Source organism: Kitasatospora sp. NPDC058162 (genome assembly GCF_042884005.1).
Taxonomy (GTDB): Bacteria; Actinomycetota; Actinomycetes; order Streptomycetales; family Streptomycetaceae; genus Kitasatospora.
Genome location: NZ_JBHVUS010000009.1, coordinates 265,889 through 280,770, shown reverse-complemented (window position 1 = coordinate 280,770; position 14,882 = coordinate 265,889). Strand labels below are relative to the sequence as shown.

The window sequence follows — 14,882 nt, the reverse complement described above, 5'->3', positions numbered from 1 at the left end:
GGTCACTCTGTGTCCGGGAATGTGTGTGGGCATACGTAGGTCTGCGCCGTTCTGCCGAGTCATGTGCTGATAGGGAAGGCATGTGGAGCGTAGCGTGACCGACTCACTGCAAAGCGCTACCGCCACTCGGTCGTCCCCCGATCCGGTGGCGTTCACCCATCGGATCCGGGCACACGAGCGGAAGGGCCGGATCAGCAGGTCAGCCGGACTGTTCCGGCCCGCTCTTCCCCGGGCGCACCCGTGTTCGCACTCCCGGCGATCACCTCCTCCGTACCACGCGCCAGTGCGCGCCGTGTCGCTCCACGAAGCCGAGCGAGACCAACTCGTAGAGCCGCTGCAGGACTTCGTCCGGCGGAAGACCGGACTGACGGGCCAACCGCTCGACCGGAGCGCCCTCGGCCGTGGCCGGGACGGCCTCCAGTACCCGGGCCACCGGCGGCTCCAGCAAGTCCCTCGGCAGCACCGGGCCGCTGCGCTGCGGGGCCAGGTCGTCCCCGATCGCCCCGACCAGCTCGGCGATCTCGGCCGCGTCGGTGACCAGCGTGGCGCCGCCGCTGCGGATCAGGGCGTGCACCCCGGCGGACAGCTCCGAGGTGACGGGGCCGGCGACACCCATGGTGTGGCGGTTGAGGTCCCGCGCCCGTCTGGCCGTGCTCAGGGCGCCGCTGCGCAGGGCCGCCTCGACCACCACGGTGCCCCTGGTCAGCGCCGCGATGACCCGGTTGCGGAGCACGAAGCGGAACCGGTTCGGATGCTCGCCGGGCGGGAGCTCACTGACCAGCAGGCCCTGCACGCCGATCCGCCGGATCAGTTCGGCGTTCCCCTTCGGGTAGGCCACGTCGACCCCGCAGGCGAGCACCGCGAGGGTCATCCCGCCGACGGCCAGCGCTCCTCGGTGGGCCGCCGCGTCGATCCCGTACGCGGCTCCGGACACCACGACCCAGCCGCGCTCGGCCAGTTGGGCCGAGAGCTCCCCGGCGACGTGCGCGCCGTAGGCCGTGCAGGCGCGGGAGCCCACCACCGCAACCGAGCGCAGGGCGAGCAGCCGCAGTGAACCGGTGCCGGCGGTCCACAGCCCGATCGGGCGTCCGTCGCCCAGGTCGTCCAGTTGACTGGGCCATTCCGTGTCCCCCGGAATGATGAAGCGTCCACCGACGTCCCGTACCCGTTTCAGGTCGACCGTCGGGTCGAGGCCCGGAAGTCGTGCCTGGTAGGCGGCCAGCCGGGCGGTGTCCAGCCCGGGGTGGTCGGGGACGGCGCCCTCCCGGATCGCCCGCACCACCTCCACGGCGGGGAGTTCGCCGAGCCAGCGGCCGACCACGGCGTCACCCGGTTCGCTGAGCCGGTTGAGCAGCACGCGGGCGAGGCGCTCCGGTTCGGGCGCGGCCGGCGGACCGCTCCCGTCCGGGTGGGGTGCTCGGGGGTGCCGCAACAGCTGGTTCATGCCGCCTCCTCGTCCTTCGCCGGGGGCTCCGGGGGCTCCGGGGCCTCCGGGGGCTCCGGGGCTTCCGGGGGCTCCGGCCGTGCTCCGGGCCAGTCGTCGTCGGGGCCGCTCCGGCGCTGGGCCGGGATGCCCCCGAGCCGGCCGTACGGGCGCTCGGGCAGCGGCAGCCCCTGCTCGACGCCGGTGCGCAGGACCAGGGCGGTGCGCACGTCCCGCTGGTCCGGTCGGTCGCGGCCGGCCAGATCGGCGACCGTCCAGGCGACCCGGAGCACCCGGTCCAGGCCGCGGGCGGTCAGCAGTCCGCGCTCCAACTGCCGTGCGACGTCGTTGAGCGCGCCGGCCGCGAGCTGCCAGCGGGTGCGCAGTTCATGGCCCGGCACCTCCGCGTTGGTCCGCCACGGGGTGTGCGCCAGCCGGGCGGCCGCCCGTTCCCGCGCGGCCAGCACCCGGGCCGCGACGGTCTCGGTGGTCTCCGCCGTGGTGTCCCGCTCCATGAGTTCGATCCTGGTCACCGGGGCGACCTGGACCTGGAGGTCGACCCGGTCCAGCAGCGGCCCGGAGAGCCGCCCCTGGTACCGGCTGACCATGACCGGAGTGCACTCGCAGCCCTCGCCCCGCCGTGAGTACCGGCCGCACGGACACGGGTTGGCGGCCAGGCAGAGCAGGAACCGGGCCGGGAGCCGGAGTGATCCGGCCGAGCGGGCGATCACCACCTCGCCCGACTCCAGCGGCTGGCGCAGCGCGTCCAGCACCCGCACGGGGAACTCGGGCGCCTCGTCCAGGAAGAGCACGCCCCGGTGGGCGAGGGAGACCGCCCCCGGCCTCGGCAGGCCGCTGCCGCCGCCGACGATCGCGGGCATCGTGGTGGAGTGGTGCGGCGCGCAGTAGGGCGCGGTGTCGATCAGCGGACGCCCCGCCGGGAGCAGGCCCGCCACCGAGTGGACGGCGGTGACCTCCAGCGACTCCTTCTGGGTCAGCGGCGGGAGCAGCGCGGGCAGCCGCTCCGCGAGCATCGTCTTGCCCGCGCCCGGTGGCCCCTTGAGGTAGAGGTGGTGGCCTCCGGCGGCGGCGATCTCCAGGGCTCGCCGGGCCTCGTACTGGCCGGCCACGTCGGCCATGTCGAGGCGCAGGGCCCGGTCGTCGGGCAGGCCCCGGACTCCCGCGCTGGGCAGCATCAGGCCGGCCATGAGCGGATCCGGTCGGCCGCCGATCGGGTCGGGCGGCTCCTCCGGCGCCGTCGCACCGGTCAGGGTGGCGACCAGCTGGCGCAGGCTGCGCACCCCGATCACCGTCACCCCCGGCACGAGCGAGGCCTCGGGCGCCGTCTGCTCGGCGACCACGACCCGCTCGTACCCGGCGTCGGCGGCGGCCAGCACCGAGGGCAGCACCCCGCGGACCGGCCGCACCCGGCCGTCCAGCCCCAGCTCGCCGATCAGCAGCAGGTCGGCGATCGAGGACGGGTCGAGCCGTTCGGCGGCGGCCAGCACGGCGCAGGCCACCGCGAGGTCGAATCAGAGAGTGAGACAGTTCTTTCGTCGACAGGAACAGCGCCGACGAAAACGGCCCGACAGGGGTCTCTGACCTCCCCTATCGGGCCTGACCGAGCTCACCTGACTGAACCAGGGAGACCAGCTGTGTTGCAGCTTCTCATGTCCGGTGCCCGCCGTGTAGGCGAGAGCCCCGCCCGATTCCGTGGTATCGCCCGGGCCATCCGCTCGGCGGTCAACCCGGCCTCGCTCTTCACCACCGCCGCCGTTCCGGCGCTGGCCCCGACGGTGCCCGCCGAGATCACCGGCGAGTACACGCCGGACGAGATGCCGGCCGCCGAGGCCATCGAGGCCGCCGCCCGCTCCTACTACCACGCCGCCGACCAGGCCCGCCGCTCCGACCGCGCCAAGCGCGCCGCGAAGAAGGTCCTCGACCGTCTCCCCGCCGGCGTCTACTCCGGCTGGTCCGTCGAGCGCGTGCCGTCCGGCCGGGAGACCGTCGACCTGAACGCGGTGCGCGCCATCTTCAAGGCCCACGGCCTGGGCGCCGTGCCGATGAAGCAGTCGGCGCCGTCGCTGAAGGTCACCCTGGTCGAGGTGCCGGTGCTCGCCGAGGCGGTGGCGGCATGACCACCGTCGCCCTCCCGCCGGCGTTCACCGGGACGCCCGAGCAGATCCTCACCGACATCCTCGCCACCTACGAGAAGCGGGTCGTCGGCTACATCGCGGCCCACCTGGCCCGTCAGGACTGGCAGCTCGCCGAGGACCTCACCCAGGACACCTTCGTGCACCTGTGGCGGTACCACATCAGCCGCGGCGTCCCCCTCGACGAGCGGGTGTTCGGACTCCTCACCCGGATCGCCCGGCAGATGATCTGCCACCACCTGCGCCGCATGCGGAGCCACGAGGTGGCCCTCGACTTCACGGACCCCCGTATTCGCGTCGCCCGCATGATGGCCGCCTCGCCGATCGACGTCCCGCACCTGGCGGGTCTGTACGCCGAGCTGGAGGAAGCCAAGTCGCGGTTGGCCGAGGCCGCGCGGCGGTACCGGGCGGCGGCCGGCGATGACGCCATGGCTCGCCGGTCGGTGTCCAACGCGGTCCGGCCCGAGGCGGTCGGGCGGTGTGCTGCGCGGGCGGCGGCGACGAGCGCCACGCTCTCGGTGAGGCTCGCCGAGTTCTCGGCGGCGGCTATGCGGGTCGCTCGGGCTCGCGCCGCTTGGAACGCCGCGGCCCAGGAGTGCACCGCGCTGGCGGGTGCCCGGTGAGCGAGAACAAGAGGACGGCGCCCGAGGAGAGCGTCCTGCCGGCAGTCGCGGCGCTGCACGTCTTCCTCGCCGCCCATCCCGGCCTGGCCGCGCTGCCGGCGTACTGGATGGCCGAGTCGAACGACATCTCGTTCGCGTTCCGGGGCACCGACCCGCAGCGCCGCACGGACATCGAGGCCATCGCGAAGGGCTTCAGCGTCGAGGTCGAGGACGGCGGCAGGGTGGAGTCCAGGGACGGCGGGTGGGTCCAGTTCCTGTACGTCCACGCGGCGCTGCACGGGATCCCGGTGTTCGGGTCGGCTCGCCTCGCGGTCGATGGGCCGGAGGCGGAGCGGTGAGCCGCCCGTCGAAGGTGCCTCGGCCGACCGAGGACGCCGCCCTCGCCCGGGTCCGTGAGTGCCGGGTCCCGTCGTCGGCGATGCTGCTGAGGCACCTCGCCGTGGCGGTTCGTCGGCGGGACCGGCTGGCGGTTCTGCTGATCCGCAAGCTGCTGGACCGTGCGAGCGGATTGGCTGTGCCGGCCTAACGAACGGCTGTGCCCCGGCCGGTTGGGTCGGCCAGGGCACAGCTCCCGCAGGGTCAGGAGGTGTAGAAGTCGGCCGATGCGGGCTGCACCGGCCACTTCGCCTCACCGCGGCGGGTCATCGGGTAGCGGATCGAGAACACCTCGGCGCTGAACCTGATGTCGTTGACCTCGACGACCAGCTGCTTCCCGTCGACCTTGACGGTCGAGGTCCGGATGACCCGCAGGAGCGGGACGCCGGGCGGCATCAGCAGTGCTGCCGTCTCGGCCGGGCTGGGGGTGATCGCGGTGATCTCCTCCTCCCAGCTGATGGGCTGCTGTGCCCACTCCTCGATGCGGTCGTAGATCCCGCCGAGGCCGGAGTTTCCGGCGATGACGGGGACGGCCGCGACGGCGTCGGGGTGCAGGTAGCTGTCGGTCAGCTGACGGTAGGCCGGCACGTCGGGGTCGCCGTTGATCCGCTTGCGGGCCACGACGGGGGTCCCGGGCTCGACGCCGAGGTAGCCCGCGATGTCGGCCGGCACCGGTTCTTCGCCGACCTCGGTGCGGGTGCCCTCGATGAGGCGCCAGTGCTGGACGTTGGCTCCGGAGTAGTAGCCGAGGTTGTCTCGCTCCATGGCCCTGGCTCGGACCATGCGGGTGGTGGGCCTCTGGCGCACGAAGGTTCCGGCGCGGCCGCCCTTGTACTCGACCAGGCCCTCGTTCTTCAGGATCGTGAGCGCCTGGCGGGCCGTCTGGCGGTTGACGCCGTGCTCGTCGACGAGGGCTTCCATCGTGGGAAGCCGGTCGCCGGGCTGGAGTTCGCCGCTGTGGATGCGTTCACGCAGGCCAGCTGCGATCTCCTCTGCGGATCGTGGCATTGGGGGTTCCTCTCAGTCGGTCCCCGGTGGGGCAACCCAAGCTTACGTGCTAGCACGTTCCCCTTGACGGCGACGGCCACCCTGAGCCACCATCAGATTACCGATTAGGTGCTAGCACCTAACTGTTTCGGAGTGGCTTCGCCATCCCAGAATCCGTCCGCCTCCTCTGCGGACGGTCCGCTCAACCATCCATCCCAGAAGGGCTTATTCGCCATGCCCAGCATCAACGGATCCGAGAAGCGGGGTGAGCCCACCGCCCCCTGCCGGAGCCTCGACGACCTCAGCGTCTTCTTCCCGCAGACCGACGGCTCCAACTTCCGCCACCCCACCGCCCGCGAGCGCATCGCCCTCCGGGTGTGCGCCACCTGCCCGCTCGCCCGCCGCGCCGCCTGCCTCGACGAGGCCCTGAGCTTCCCCCTCGACGACCAGTACGGCGTCGTTGGCGGGACCACCGCCATCCAGCGCAAGACCATCATCCGCGGCCGGCAGGCCGCCAAGCTGATCGGAGTCGCCGCGTGAACGCCTACCACCGCCACGACCGCCTCTACCCGTCGGTCATGCACTACTCGACCGGGCAGCGGATCCAGATCCTGCTGGAGCTGGCGTCCACCGCCCTGTCGACCCGGAGCTCCGCGCAGGCCGATCTGCAGCGCGGCCCGAAGGGCCTGACGGACGACGACTGGTGCGAGCGGCAGGATCGGGAGGCCCGCGCCGAGCGCCAGGTCGACGAGTACGCGGAGCGCATCGCCCACCTGTACGGCTACACCCCCAGGGACGGTGCCTGCGAGGAGTGCGCCGCGGTCGAGGCCGAGTTCCCCACCGCCGAGCTGGTCCGGGGTCGGATGGAGGACGCCTCCGCCGCGCTGAGGACCTGGGAGGCGTCGCGGGTAGACCTGACCGCCCGCCCGGTCGGCATGACGGGCGACGAGTGGCGCCGGATCCGGGTCCGCGCGATCCAGGACGAGGCCATGGTCGAGGACCAGGCGGACAAGATCGCGGCCCTGTTCGGCTACGGCCCGAGGGACGGTGCCCGGTGACCGCGCACCCGATGCTCGACCAGGCGCTCGCCAACGTCCGTGCCCGGCTCACCGTCGGCTGGCCGCTGCTGGTCCTGGCCCTCGCCCTCTACGCGCCGGCCGACGGCCTGACCCGGATCGTCCTGCTCGCGGTCGGCGCCTTCCTGGCGACCGCCCGGGTGCCGGCCGCCCCGGCTGGCAAGCCGAGGAAGACCACCTCCCCGACCACGACCCCGAAGGTCGCCCCGACGGTCCCGCCGCATCGCAAGGGTGGTGAGGAGAAGTGAGCTTCTACACCGAGCGCCGCAAGGACAAGGCCGCCGAGCGGGCCGAGGCCCGGCAGGACCTGGCCGCGGAGAGGGCGGAGGCCCGCAAGGACGCCGACGCCGAGCGCCGCCGCCAGGCCGCGGACCGCAAGGAGCGCGACCAGCGCAAGGCAGAGGCCCGCAGCAAGCGGGCCGCGAAGGTCGCCCGGCTGACCGGCTGGGTCCGGGCCGACCCCGCGAGGGCGTTCGTCCGCCTGGTCCAGGTCTGCTCGATCGTCCCGGCGGTCGTCTCGCAGGTCGGTGCCCTCACCGACGCCACGGTCTTCGTGCTGATGGCCGCGCTGCTGGCGACCATGCTGGAGGGCCTGGCCTGGGCCCTGGTCGCGATGGGCTCGAAGGCCGAGGGCGAGCGGTCGACCCGGACCTACCGGGCGGGTGCCTGGGTGGCCGGCGCGATCGCGGGAGCCATCAACTTCGCCCACGGCTGGAGCCAGTACACCGAGCACCGGTGGGTGGCGGTCGTGCTCGCGCTGTCCTCGGTCGCGGCGGTGTGGATCACCGATCTCCAGACCCACGGGGGCAAGGGGCCCACCAAGGCGGAGAAGCAGGCCGCCGTCGAGCGGGCCGCGCACGCCAAGGCCAGGGCCGCACACCACCCCGAGGTCATGGAGGTCGCCGAACGGCTGCTGTCCGCGAGCCCGTTCGGCGCGCTGAACCCGGACGACGCCTGGCAGACCGCGTGGCACTACGTCCACGGTGTCGCGGTCACCGGAGTGACCTCCGACCTGATCGCCGCCCAGCTCCAGGCCCAGGCCCGGGTGACCGAGGTCGCTGTCCCCAGGCCGGTCACCGTGGACCCGGACATGCCGCCGGACCCCTTCCTCGACGACGAGGACTCGGTCTACCGGGCCGCTGTTCCCGAGGCGCTGGAAGCCGCGTCCCGCTGGCGCCTGGAGAACCCGGAATCCCTTGGGGGAATTGGGCTCCAGGCGCCCCGGGGAGGCCCGCAGAAGGCCGTTTCGGCGCCCCGGAAGGATCTCGCCGGGAACGGCCGTGAGACGGGCGGGGAACGGCCCCTGGACCCCGAGCACCTGGAGAAGGTCCGGGCCCTGGCCAAGGTCCTCTCCGACGCGGGCCAGGCCCTGACCGCCCCCCAGATCCGCAAGCTCATCGGCTGCCGGAACGAGTACGCGATCCGCCTGCGGAACGCCGTGCAGCCCAAGGACGGCGGCGACGGTCCCGAGATGGCCGGCGCCCGCTAGCAGCAGCCGCAACGAGTGCGAGTCCTCGCACTTCTCGCACCCACCGCATGACTCGCACACCTCGCACCACCCCGGAGGCACCCCCATGCCGATCGTCTCCTGCCCCCGCTTCCGCTGCGCCACCTGCCAGGACTGGGGGACCGTCGTCCCCCGCGACGGCGGCCGGCCGATCCCCTGCCCCGACCCCGACTGCCCGATCCGCACCACCGCGAAGGAGAACCCGCGATGACCGCCATCAACGACCGCAAGGGCGTCCCGCTCACCACCGACGAGCTCCGCCGCCGGGCCATCGCCGCGGCCGCCAACGCCGAGTCCGCCCTGCGGATCGACCCGCCGCGCCCGGAGACCGCCCAGGCCTGGGTCGCCGTCAGCCACGCCCTCATCGCCGCCGCCGCCGTCCAGGCCCAGATCGAGGCGGAGACCCGCCCGAACACCCTCGCCTCCGGGCCCGGCGACAGCCTCCGCTGACCCCCGACCCGTCCCCCCGCACCGTCAAGACCGTCCGCCAAGGAGCCCACCGTCATGACCCTCGCCATCACCGCCGCCGCCCAGACCACCGTCCCCGTCGCCTGGACCACCGCGTCCGGCACCACCGCGACCGCGCACATGCCGACTCTGTTGCACGCCTCCTACGCCTCCGCCAGCCACACCCAGGCGGTCGTGCAGATCGCCGAGGCCCAGCAGGTGACCCCGGCCTACACCCAGGCCGGCAGCCCCGGCGGCGGCGCCATCGCGGGCCTGTCCGGCGGCGCCCTGCTGGGCCTCGGAATCATCATCTGGACCGCCGCGAAGTGGAAGCAGCAGGCCAAGGAGGTCAAGCGCGCGTTCGTCCTGGGCGCCGTCGCGACCGTGCTGATCGGGTCCTGGGGCATCTTCGGGATCTTCAACAGCACCGTGAAGTCGACCGGTGACTCGGTCGGCAACTCCGTCTCCAACACGGTCGGCCAGACCACCATGCGCTGATGCAGCCCAGCTGACGGTTGCCCACGTCGCCCCGGCCCCCACACACCTACCCCAGGCCGGGGCGGCAAGGAGAGCCGCCAGAAGGTGCAGCTCATGACCGAAGGAGACGCACATGCGCCGCTTCAACTTCCACGTGAACGTCACCGACGAGGCGGGCCGCCTGGTCGCCGAGCTGGGAGGCGACAACACGGTCCCCGACGACAGCGAGTCGAAGGACTCGATCTGCCAGTCGATCATCAACGACCTGCCGGCGCACCTCCGCCGGCCCGGCTACCGGTACAGCGTCCACCTCACCCAGCTCTGACCCACCCACCACCACCCGATCACCTGAGCGGACAGGAGACCACGATGGGCCTGCGAGACCTGATCAGCCGCGGAGCCGCCGGAGCGGCCGGCCGGATCGCCCGGATCGACGACCGGATGACCAGCGAGCGCGCGATGCGCAAGGTGCGGGCGGAGCACGACAAGTGGGCCGCCGAGGTTCAGCCCGGCGTCCCCTACTACACCGTGCTGCCGACCCTGGGCATGGACCTGGTCCTGGCCGGCCACATCCAGCGCCCCATCCACACCGACGTCGTGTTCGACCGCCGCTCCAAGTTCGGCCCGCTGACCGGCCAGTGGATCGCAGCGGACAGCAACGCGACCAGCTGGGGCCTGTGGCGTGAGTGCGGGCCGTTGTCCACCGAGCGGCAGTGGACGCAGCGCGACCAGGATGCCGCCGACGCCCAGCTCGAGGCCCGGATCGAGCCGTGGATGGCGCAGGAGGCCCTCCGGCGCTTCTACGCCACCGCCGACTACCAGAACCTCAGCCGCCGGATCGAGCACGCCTACCCGGCCACCGTCGCCGCCATCGCGGCCTGACCGACCCCGTATCCCCTCGACCACCCGCATTTACAGGAGGACCGCCATGACCACCATCGAGCAGCAGCTGGCCGCCGCCGAGATCGAGTCCGACCGGCTGGTCCAGGACCTGGTGGACGCGGCCGACGACCCGGCCGAGCGCCGGCGCCTGGCCGACCGGATCCGCGAGGTCGGCGCCGAGATCAACCGCCTGTACGGGCTCCTGCCCGCTGCCTGACCGGCCGCCAGCCGCGAGGGGTGCGACGCACCGCACGTGTCGCACCCCTCGCACCACCCGCACGGATGAGAGAGGACCCGAGGTGACCACCACCGTCCCGGCCGGCATCCCGGCCCAGCCCGAGCAGCCGCCCGCTGTTCCCGTCGACCTGACCAAGACCACCGCCCCAGACGCCCGCCACGGCCAGGCGGTGCCCGGCGACGAAGCCCGGCCCGCCCAGGAGGAGCGCCGGGGGCTGGGAAGCCGCTTGAAGGAGGGTGCGGGGGAGGCCGCGGCCGCCGACGGCCCGCTCGCCGCCCACCTGCGCCGCGCGGCCCGCAACACCCGGTCGTGGCTGCGGACCGACGACCTCACCACCGAGGACGTCACCACCGCTGTGCTGGAGGACCGGCGCCGTCAGTACCAGGCCCGCGAGACCCAGTTGCGCCAGGAGCTGGCGCGGATCTCGTCCCAGATCGTCACGGCGAAGCGCACCGAGACCACCCGGGCCGACAACGACCCGCACCGCGACGGGCCCGAGGTCGTCGCGCTCAAGGGCCGCCGGGAACTGGTCCAGGCCCAGTTGGAGGAGCACCAGCACACTGCGGGCGAGGCTATGGCGGTGGCTCCGACGGAGGGTGAGCTGGCCCGGGCCCGCTGGGGCCGGAAGGCGGGCCGGGCGGCCGCCCTGGTGGGAGGTGTGGTCGGTGGCGGTGTCGTCCTGCCGATGCAGGACCCCCGCCTGCTGCTGGCGAGCCTCCCGGCGGCCGCGGTCGCCCTGTGGCGGGCGGGGGTGCGGGCCGACGAGCCCGTCCCCGGCGAGGACGGCGCCCCGGCGGTCATGGCCTCGCAGGGCCTGCCCGGCGCGGAGCCCGCGCAGCGGGAGGTGCAGGAGGAGGAGGTTCCAGGTCCGGGCTTCGCCGCTGCCGTGCTGGCCGCGCGTCAGGCGGCGGAGCAGGCGGTCACCCCCGGTGCGGTCGCCGCCCGGCAGGTGGCGGAGGCCGCCGAGCAGGCCGCCCAGGTCCAGGGGTCGTCTGACCTGATCACCGCTCTCCTCAAGGCGGGCATCATCGGGCGGGGAGAGGAGGACGAGACGAAGGTCATCGGGGTCATCCGCCCCGACGGCCCGGGCTGGACCGTCACGATCGAACTACCCGGGGGGAAGACGGCCGCGCAGGCGATCAGCAAGGACACCGAACTCGCGTCGGCGCTCAAGGTCAAGGCCCCGCAGCTGCAGCTGTCGGCGGACACCAGCGAGGAGGGCCACGAAGGCCGGTTCGTCATCTGGTGCGCGAACAAGGCGAACCCGTACGCCGGGCCGATCGTGAAGTCCGAGCTGATCGACGCCGAGCGGTGGGAGTTCTGGAGCCAGGGCGTACCGCTGGGCTCCAACGCCCGGGGCGTGCGCAAGGTCCTCAACATGATCTGGTCGAGCCTGCTGATCGGCGGGCTGATGAACTACGGCAAGTCCTACCTGGCGCGCCTGATCGCGGCGGCCGCGGCCCTCGACCCGTACGTGAAGATCGTGCTCCTGACCGGGAAGACCGGCGCCGACTGGGCCGCGCTCAAGCTGGTCGCCGACTCCTACGTCTCGGGGAACTCCCCGGCGGTGATCCGGCAGATGCACACCGTCATGGAGGACACGATCGCGGAGATGTCCGCGAAGGGCGAGCGCCTGGAGCGGCTCTTCGAGGACGACCCGAAGGCGTGCCCGGAAGGGAAGATCACGCCGGAGCTCGCCAGGACCGAGGGCCTGGAGCTGACGCTCCTCGTCGTCGAGGAGCTCCAGGAGATCCTCGACGCCGCGGCCGGGATGAAGCTGCACTCCACCGACGACGAAGCCGACCTCGACGAGGGCGGCCGCAAGCCCGCGGGCCGCAACGGGAAGGACGTCCTGGTCTCGCTGTTCGCCCGCTTCATCCGGGTCGCCCGCTACGTCGGCGGCATGGAGGTCATCATCACCCAGCGGCCCGACTCCAACAGCGTGCCCACGCTCCTGCGCGAGGTCGCCCCCAAGCGGGCCTGCTACCGGGTCAAGGGCCGCCTCAGCTCGAAGATGGTGCTCGGGGACGACGCGGTCGACAACGGAGCCGCACCGCACCTGCTGATGGAGCACCACAAGGGCGTCGTCGTCCTCGACGACGGCGGCGAGGAGGGACACGACACCGTCCGCGCCGACGTGATCAACCTGGACGACTTCCGGCTGATCTGCGAGCGCGGCCGCGACCTGCGGCTCAAGAGCGGCACCCTGACCGGCCAGGCCCTGGCCCGCTGGGAGGACGAGCGCGAACGCGTCCAGCGCCAGAAGGTCCTCACCGACGCGGTCGCCGCGATGGACGCCCACGGCGTCGACCGCGCCCGCCTGGTCGTCCTCGCCGAGTGGATGGCCGCCCTCGCCCCCGAGCACTGGCACGACCTCACCGAGACCAGCCTCGGCGTGCGCCTGCGCGAAGCCGGCGCGGGCACCACCGCCCGGATCGGCGCGGTCGACGGCGTCGCGAAGGCGTCCGGCTACCTCCGCGAGCAGCTCGCCGAGGCCGCCACCGCCCGCGCCGCCTGACCGATTCACCCCGATACATCCCCCGTCCAGCCGAGCGTCCACGGGCACCCGTCACCCGTCCGCGCCCGCTTTGACCAGGTATGTCACCCCGTCCGGACAGGCCGGACCCCCGTCCCCAGGACGCCCCCCAGCCCCCGCAGGACGGGGTGACAAACACCCGCAAATCAGGACACCACCAGGGCCATCCGGTCCCGTCAAACCAGGAGGAACCAGGCATGACCGACGACGAGCAGACCGAGCGCGAGCACCAGGTCCTCGACCACAACCTCACCTGGCTCCGCCGCAGCGACCCCGACCTCAACAGGATCTTCAAGGTCGGTTTCGCCGAGGCCCACCGCACCGGCCGCGGCGACGAGCTCGCCCGCCAGCTGGAGGAGTACGGCGCCGTCACCCACCGCCAGGGCCGCCCCGGCGACTACCACCAGCTGTTCGTCGGCGCCGACCAGTGGGGCCTCCGGTGAGGGGGTTGAGGAAGGTGACGACCTACGCGCTGACCTCCGGCGGCATCGGCCCCGGCCGCCGCTGGGGCTGGCTCCTCACGGCAGCCGAGCGCGACCTCGGCTACCGCGACGGCGTGTTCGACTCCGACCCGGCCGCCGACGCCCGCGCCGCCCAGGCCTGGGCCGACGACCTGCTCGGCACCCCGCAGACCTGGGTGCTCACCGCCCGGGCCGACCCCTGCGGGCCTCGCCGCTACACCGCCCAGACCTGACCCGCCACCAGGAGCGAACCATGCAGTACACCCTCACCCCCGGCTACTACGACGTCGACAGCTACGGCTGGGAGTTCACCTCCGACGACCGCACCATCTCCGAGGTCCACCCCACGTTCCACGCGCCGCAGGCCGACGACATCCGGGCCGCGCAGGCCTGGGCCGCCGCCCTGCTCGGCCGGACCGTCGGCTGGACCCGCGTCGAGGACGCCGGCCACGACGGCGCCTACGGACACCACTACATCGCGGAGGTCTGCCCCATGGCCACCTACGAGCCCGGCGACCAGGTCGTCATCACCAACCCGGCCGCCCCGGACCAGCACCCCGTCGGCACCCACGCCGAGATCGCCCATGTCGGCACCGGCGACCAGGACGGCCTGATCGGGATCGTCATCCGGGGCGGCGGCTACTCCGTCGTCTGGACCCACGAGATCGACCCGGCCAGGTGAAGCTCCCGGTCACCGCCTCGCTCACGGACGTCCAGGACGCCCTGCCGACGGAGTGGCGCCCCGTGTTCGATGCCGAGCTCCGGAGGGTCATGCTCTCGGACCTCTCGACCTGGGTCTGGGGATGGGCCCGATGCGTGGAGAACGGCAGCTACCCGCCCCGTCCGTACAGCTGCTGACCACCCACCACTTGCGGGGGTGCGGCGAACCGTACATGTCGCACCCCTCGCACCACCCGCACGAGTAGGAGAGGGAGCAGATGACCATCACCACCGTCCCGCACGAGATCCGCACCACCGACGGCCCCTACATCATCCAGGCCGAGCGGCTCGCGTCCGGCCTCCACGTCTACGAGATCCCTGCAGGGATCGAGCCCGCCGACCCGTGCCGCTGGCGAATCGGCCACCACTCCGGCCGCTACATCGCCTCCACCCGGGACCGCGCCGCAGCCCTCGAACTCGCGGTCGACATCGCGGACTGGGCCGACTGGACCCTCGACGCCGAGACCCTGCGCGCCCTCCGCGCCGGCCGGGACGAGGCCTCGATCGCCTACTTCCTGGAGTGCATCCGGATGGCTGGCGGGCACCTCGGCGCCTGCTCCGACTACGGCCCGTACGGCTGCTAACCCACCCCACAACCACCAGACGGGACTCGCCATGACCTTCGCCGACCTGATCCGCCGCTACGCCGACGACGTCACCTACCTCGCCTCCGGCCTCGAAACCAGCAAGGCCGCCGCCGACCTCACCCCCGAGCAGTTCACCGACCTGGTCCAGGAGGCCGTCGAGGAGCTGGAGTCCCTGACCCACTACGGAGAGGCCGACGACCTGGTCGAGGCCGCCGCCCTCCTGCGGGCCGCCCTCGCGATCTCCGGCCCCTCCCAGCACACGCTCCTCACCCAGGCCGGCCGCCTCCTGGAGGCCGCCGAGCAGGGCGCCAAGGACATCCGCCTCAGCATCTGACCTCTCATCGCCACGGGCTGTGCGAGATGCCGCACTAGCCGCACTTCTCGCACAGC

Annotated in this window: 21 protein-coding genes and 1 pseudogene; 19 read left to right on the top strand and 3 right to left on the bottom strand. The window is 72.9% G+C overall.

The annotated features are described in order from the left end of the window. Positions 1-259 precede the first annotated feature (259 nt). Positions 260-1,444, bottom strand: coding sequence for a DNA-processing protein DprA (gene dprA / locus ACFVXG_RS20515; protein WP_387929375.1), 1,185 nt, complete (start codon positions 1,442-1,444; stop codon positions 260-262). 158 nt (positions 1,445-1,602) lie between these two features. Next, positions 1,603-2,955, bottom strand: a pseudogene (locus tag ACFVXG_RS20510) (YifB family Mg chelatase-like AAA ATPase); the annotation flags it as partial. Positions 2,956-3,078: 123 nt separating this feature from the next. Between ACFVXG_RS20510 and ACFVXG_RS20505 the strand changes: the two are divergent. Genes ACFVXG_RS20505 through ACFVXG_RS20495 form a run of 3 tightly spaced genes read left to right on the top strand, consistent with a single transcriptional unit; the run spans position 3,079 to position 4,537 of the window. Next, positions 3,079-3,561, top strand: a complete 483-nt coding sequence (locus tag ACFVXG_RS20505) for a hypothetical protein (protein ID WP_387929373.1) — start codon at positions 3,079-3,081, stop codon at positions 3,559-3,561. Next, positions 3,558-4,199 carry an RNA polymerase sigma factor gene (locus ACFVXG_RS20500; RefSeq protein WP_387929372.1) on the top strand — a complete coding sequence of 214 codons (642 nt, stop codon included), beginning with the start codon at positions 3,558-3,560 and terminating at the stop codon, positions 4,197-4,199. Before ACFVXG_RS20505 ends, ACFVXG_RS20500 begins: the two co-directional genes overlap by 4 nt. Next, positions 4,196-4,537, top strand: a complete 342-nt coding sequence (locus ACFVXG_RS20495) for a hypothetical protein (protein WP_387929370.1) — start codon at positions 4,196-4,198, stop codon at positions 4,535-4,537. The genes ACFVXG_RS20500 and ACFVXG_RS20495 overlap by 4 nt, the downstream gene beginning before the upstream one ends. Positions 4,538-4,778: 241 nt before the next feature. Here ACFVXG_RS20495 and ACFVXG_RS20490 read toward each other — a convergent pair whose 3' ends face one another. Then, positions 4,779-5,582, bottom strand: a complete 804-nt coding sequence (locus ACFVXG_RS20490; RefSeq protein ID WP_387929368.1) for a GntR family transcriptional regulator — start codon at positions 5,580-5,582, stop codon at positions 4,779-4,781. Between the two features lie 213 nt (positions 5,583-5,795). Here ACFVXG_RS20490 and ACFVXG_RS20485 point away from each other — a divergent pair, with 213 nt between their 5' ends. The 16 genes from ACFVXG_RS20485 (at position 5,796) to ACFVXG_RS20410 (ending at position 14,826) form a co-directional block, all read left to right on the top strand. Next, on the top strand, positions 5,796-6,101 hold the full coding sequence (locus tag ACFVXG_RS20485; RefSeq protein ID WP_387929366.1) for a WhiB family transcriptional regulator: 306 nt from the start codon (positions 5,796-5,798) through the stop codon (positions 6,099-6,101). Further along, positions 6,098-6,619: a hypothetical protein gene (locus ACFVXG_RS20480; protein WP_387929365.1), complete on the top strand. Its 522-nt coding sequence runs from the start codon at positions 6,098-6,100 to the stop codon at positions 6,617-6,619. The genes ACFVXG_RS20485 and ACFVXG_RS20480 overlap by 4 nt, the downstream gene beginning before the upstream one ends. Beyond that, on the top strand, positions 6,616-6,885 hold the full coding sequence (locus tag ACFVXG_RS20475; RefSeq protein WP_387929363.1) for a hypothetical protein: 270 nt from the start codon (positions 6,616-6,618) through the stop codon (positions 6,883-6,885). Before ACFVXG_RS20480 ends, ACFVXG_RS20475 begins: the two co-directional genes overlap by 4 nt. Next, positions 6,882-8,126: a hypothetical protein gene (locus ACFVXG_RS20470; protein ID WP_387929361.1), complete on the top strand. Its 1,245-nt coding sequence runs from the start codon at positions 6,882-6,884 to the stop codon at positions 8,124-8,126. The genes ACFVXG_RS20475 and ACFVXG_RS20470 overlap by 4 nt, the downstream gene beginning before the upstream one ends. A gap of 85 nt (positions 8,127-8,211) precedes the next feature. Next, complete coding sequence (locus ACFVXG_RS20465) at positions 8,212-8,355, top strand: hypothetical protein (RefSeq protein ID WP_387929359.1); 144 nt, start codon at positions 8,212-8,214, stop codon at positions 8,353-8,355. Then, positions 8,352-8,594: a hypothetical protein gene (locus ACFVXG_RS20460; RefSeq protein WP_387929357.1), complete on the top strand. Its 243-nt coding sequence runs from the start codon at positions 8,352-8,354 to the stop codon at positions 8,592-8,594. The genes ACFVXG_RS20465 and ACFVXG_RS20460 overlap by 4 nt, the downstream gene beginning before the upstream one ends. A gap of 54 nt (positions 8,595-8,648) precedes the next feature. Further along, positions 8,649-9,089: a hypothetical protein gene (locus ACFVXG_RS20455; RefSeq protein WP_387929355.1), complete on the top strand. Its 441-nt coding sequence runs from the start codon at positions 8,649-8,651 to the stop codon at positions 9,087-9,089. Positions 9,090-9,201: 112 nt separating this feature from the next. Beyond that, positions 9,202-9,393: a hypothetical protein gene (locus ACFVXG_RS20450; protein WP_387929353.1), complete on the top strand. Its 192-nt coding sequence runs from the start codon at positions 9,202-9,204 to the stop codon at positions 9,391-9,393. A gap of 44 nt (positions 9,394-9,437) precedes the next feature. Next, positions 9,438-9,950 (top strand): hypothetical protein, encoded by a 513-nt coding sequence (locus tag ACFVXG_RS20445; protein WP_387929351.1) that lies wholly within the window; start codon positions 9,438-9,440, stop codon positions 9,948-9,950. A 46-nt stretch (positions 9,951-9,996) separates the two neighbouring features. Further along, the gene (locus ACFVXG_RS20440; protein ID WP_387929349.1) at positions 9,997-10,167 is read left to right on the top strand and encodes a hypothetical protein; all 171 of its coding nucleotides are present in this window, start codon (positions 9,997-9,999) and stop codon (positions 10,165-10,167) included. An 82-nt stretch (positions 10,168-10,249) separates the two neighbouring features. Further along, a complete protein-coding gene (locus ACFVXG_RS20435; RefSeq protein ID WP_387929348.1) occupies positions 10,250-12,706 on the top strand; it encodes a hypothetical protein in 2,457 nt (818 codons plus the stop codon). A 215-nt stretch (positions 12,707-12,921) separates the two neighbouring features. Beyond that, positions 12,922-13,167, top strand: a complete 246-nt coding sequence (locus ACFVXG_RS20430) for a hypothetical protein (RefSeq protein WP_387929346.1) — start codon at positions 12,922-12,924, stop codon at positions 13,165-13,167. Positions 13,168-13,181: 14 nt separating this feature from the next. Then, positions 13,182-13,418 (top strand): hypothetical protein, encoded by a 237-nt coding sequence (locus ACFVXG_RS20425; protein ID WP_387929344.1) that lies wholly within the window; start codon positions 13,182-13,184, stop codon positions 13,416-13,418. A gap of 20 nt (positions 13,419-13,438) precedes the next feature. Continuing rightward, positions 13,439-13,867 carry a hypothetical protein gene (locus ACFVXG_RS20420; RefSeq protein WP_387929343.1) on the top strand — a complete coding sequence of 143 codons (429 nt, stop codon included), beginning with the start codon at positions 13,439-13,441 and terminating at the stop codon, positions 13,865-13,867. A gap of 256 nt (positions 13,868-14,123) precedes the next feature. Next, positions 14,124-14,489, top strand: coding sequence for a hypothetical protein (locus ACFVXG_RS20415; protein ID WP_387929341.1), 366 nt, complete (start codon positions 14,124-14,126; stop codon positions 14,487-14,489). 31 nt (positions 14,490-14,520) lie between these two features. Beyond that, on the top strand, positions 14,521-14,826 hold the full coding sequence (locus tag ACFVXG_RS20410; protein WP_387929339.1) for a hypothetical protein: 306 nt from the start codon (positions 14,521-14,523) through the stop codon (positions 14,824-14,826). Positions 14,827-14,882 lie beyond the last annotated feature (56 nt).

Bases quoted from the DNA above. Each gene is read 5' to 3' on its own strand.
- dprA (WP_387929375.1), bottom strand. From the start codon at position 1,444: ATGAACCAGCTGTTGCGGCACCCCCGAGCACCCCACCCGGACGGGAGC.
- ACFVXG_RS20500 (WP_387929372.1), top strand. From the start codon at position 3,558: ATGACCACCGTCGCCCTCCCGCCGGCGTTCACCGGGACGCCCGAGCAG.
- ACFVXG_RS20490 (WP_387929368.1), bottom strand. From the start codon at position 5,582: ATGCCACGATCCGCAGAGGAGATCGCAGCTGGCCTGCGTGAACGCATC.
- ACFVXG_RS20485 (WP_387929366.1), top strand. From the start codon at position 5,796: ATGCCCAGCATCAACGGATCCGAGAAGCGGGGTGAGCCCACCGCCCCC.
- ACFVXG_RS20465 (WP_387929359.1), top strand. From the start codon at position 8,212: ATGCCGATCGTCTCCTGCCCCCGCTTCCGCTGCGCCACCTGCCAGGAC.
- ACFVXG_RS20460 (WP_387929357.1), top strand. From the start codon at position 8,352: ATGACCGCCATCAACGACCGCAAGGGCGTCCCGCTCACCACCGACGAG.
- ACFVXG_RS20455 (WP_387929355.1), top strand. From the start codon at position 8,649: ATGACCCTCGCCATCACCGCCGCCGCCCAGACCACCGTCCCCGTCGCC.
- ACFVXG_RS20450 (WP_387929353.1), top strand. From the start codon at position 9,202: ATGCGCCGCTTCAACTTCCACGTGAACGTCACCGACGAGGCGGGCCGC.
- ACFVXG_RS20445 (WP_387929351.1), top strand. From the start codon at position 9,438: ATGGGCCTGCGAGACCTGATCAGCCGCGGAGCCGCCGGAGCGGCCGGC.
- ACFVXG_RS20440 (WP_387929349.1), top strand. From the start codon at position 9,997: ATGACCACCATCGAGCAGCAGCTGGCCGCCGCCGAGATCGAGTCCGAC.
- ACFVXG_RS20430 (WP_387929346.1), top strand. From the start codon at position 12,922: ATGACCGACGACGAGCAGACCGAGCGCGAGCACCAGGTCCTCGACCAC.
- ACFVXG_RS20420 (WP_387929343.1), top strand. From the start codon at position 13,439: ATGCAGTACACCCTCACCCCCGGCTACTACGACGTCGACAGCTACGGC.
- ACFVXG_RS20415 (WP_387929341.1), top strand. From the start codon at position 14,124: ATGACCATCACCACCGTCCCGCACGAGATCCGCACCACCGACGGCCCC.
- ACFVXG_RS20410 (WP_387929339.1), top strand. From the start codon at position 14,521: ATGACCTTCGCCGACCTGATCCGCCGCTACGCCGACGACGTCACCTAC.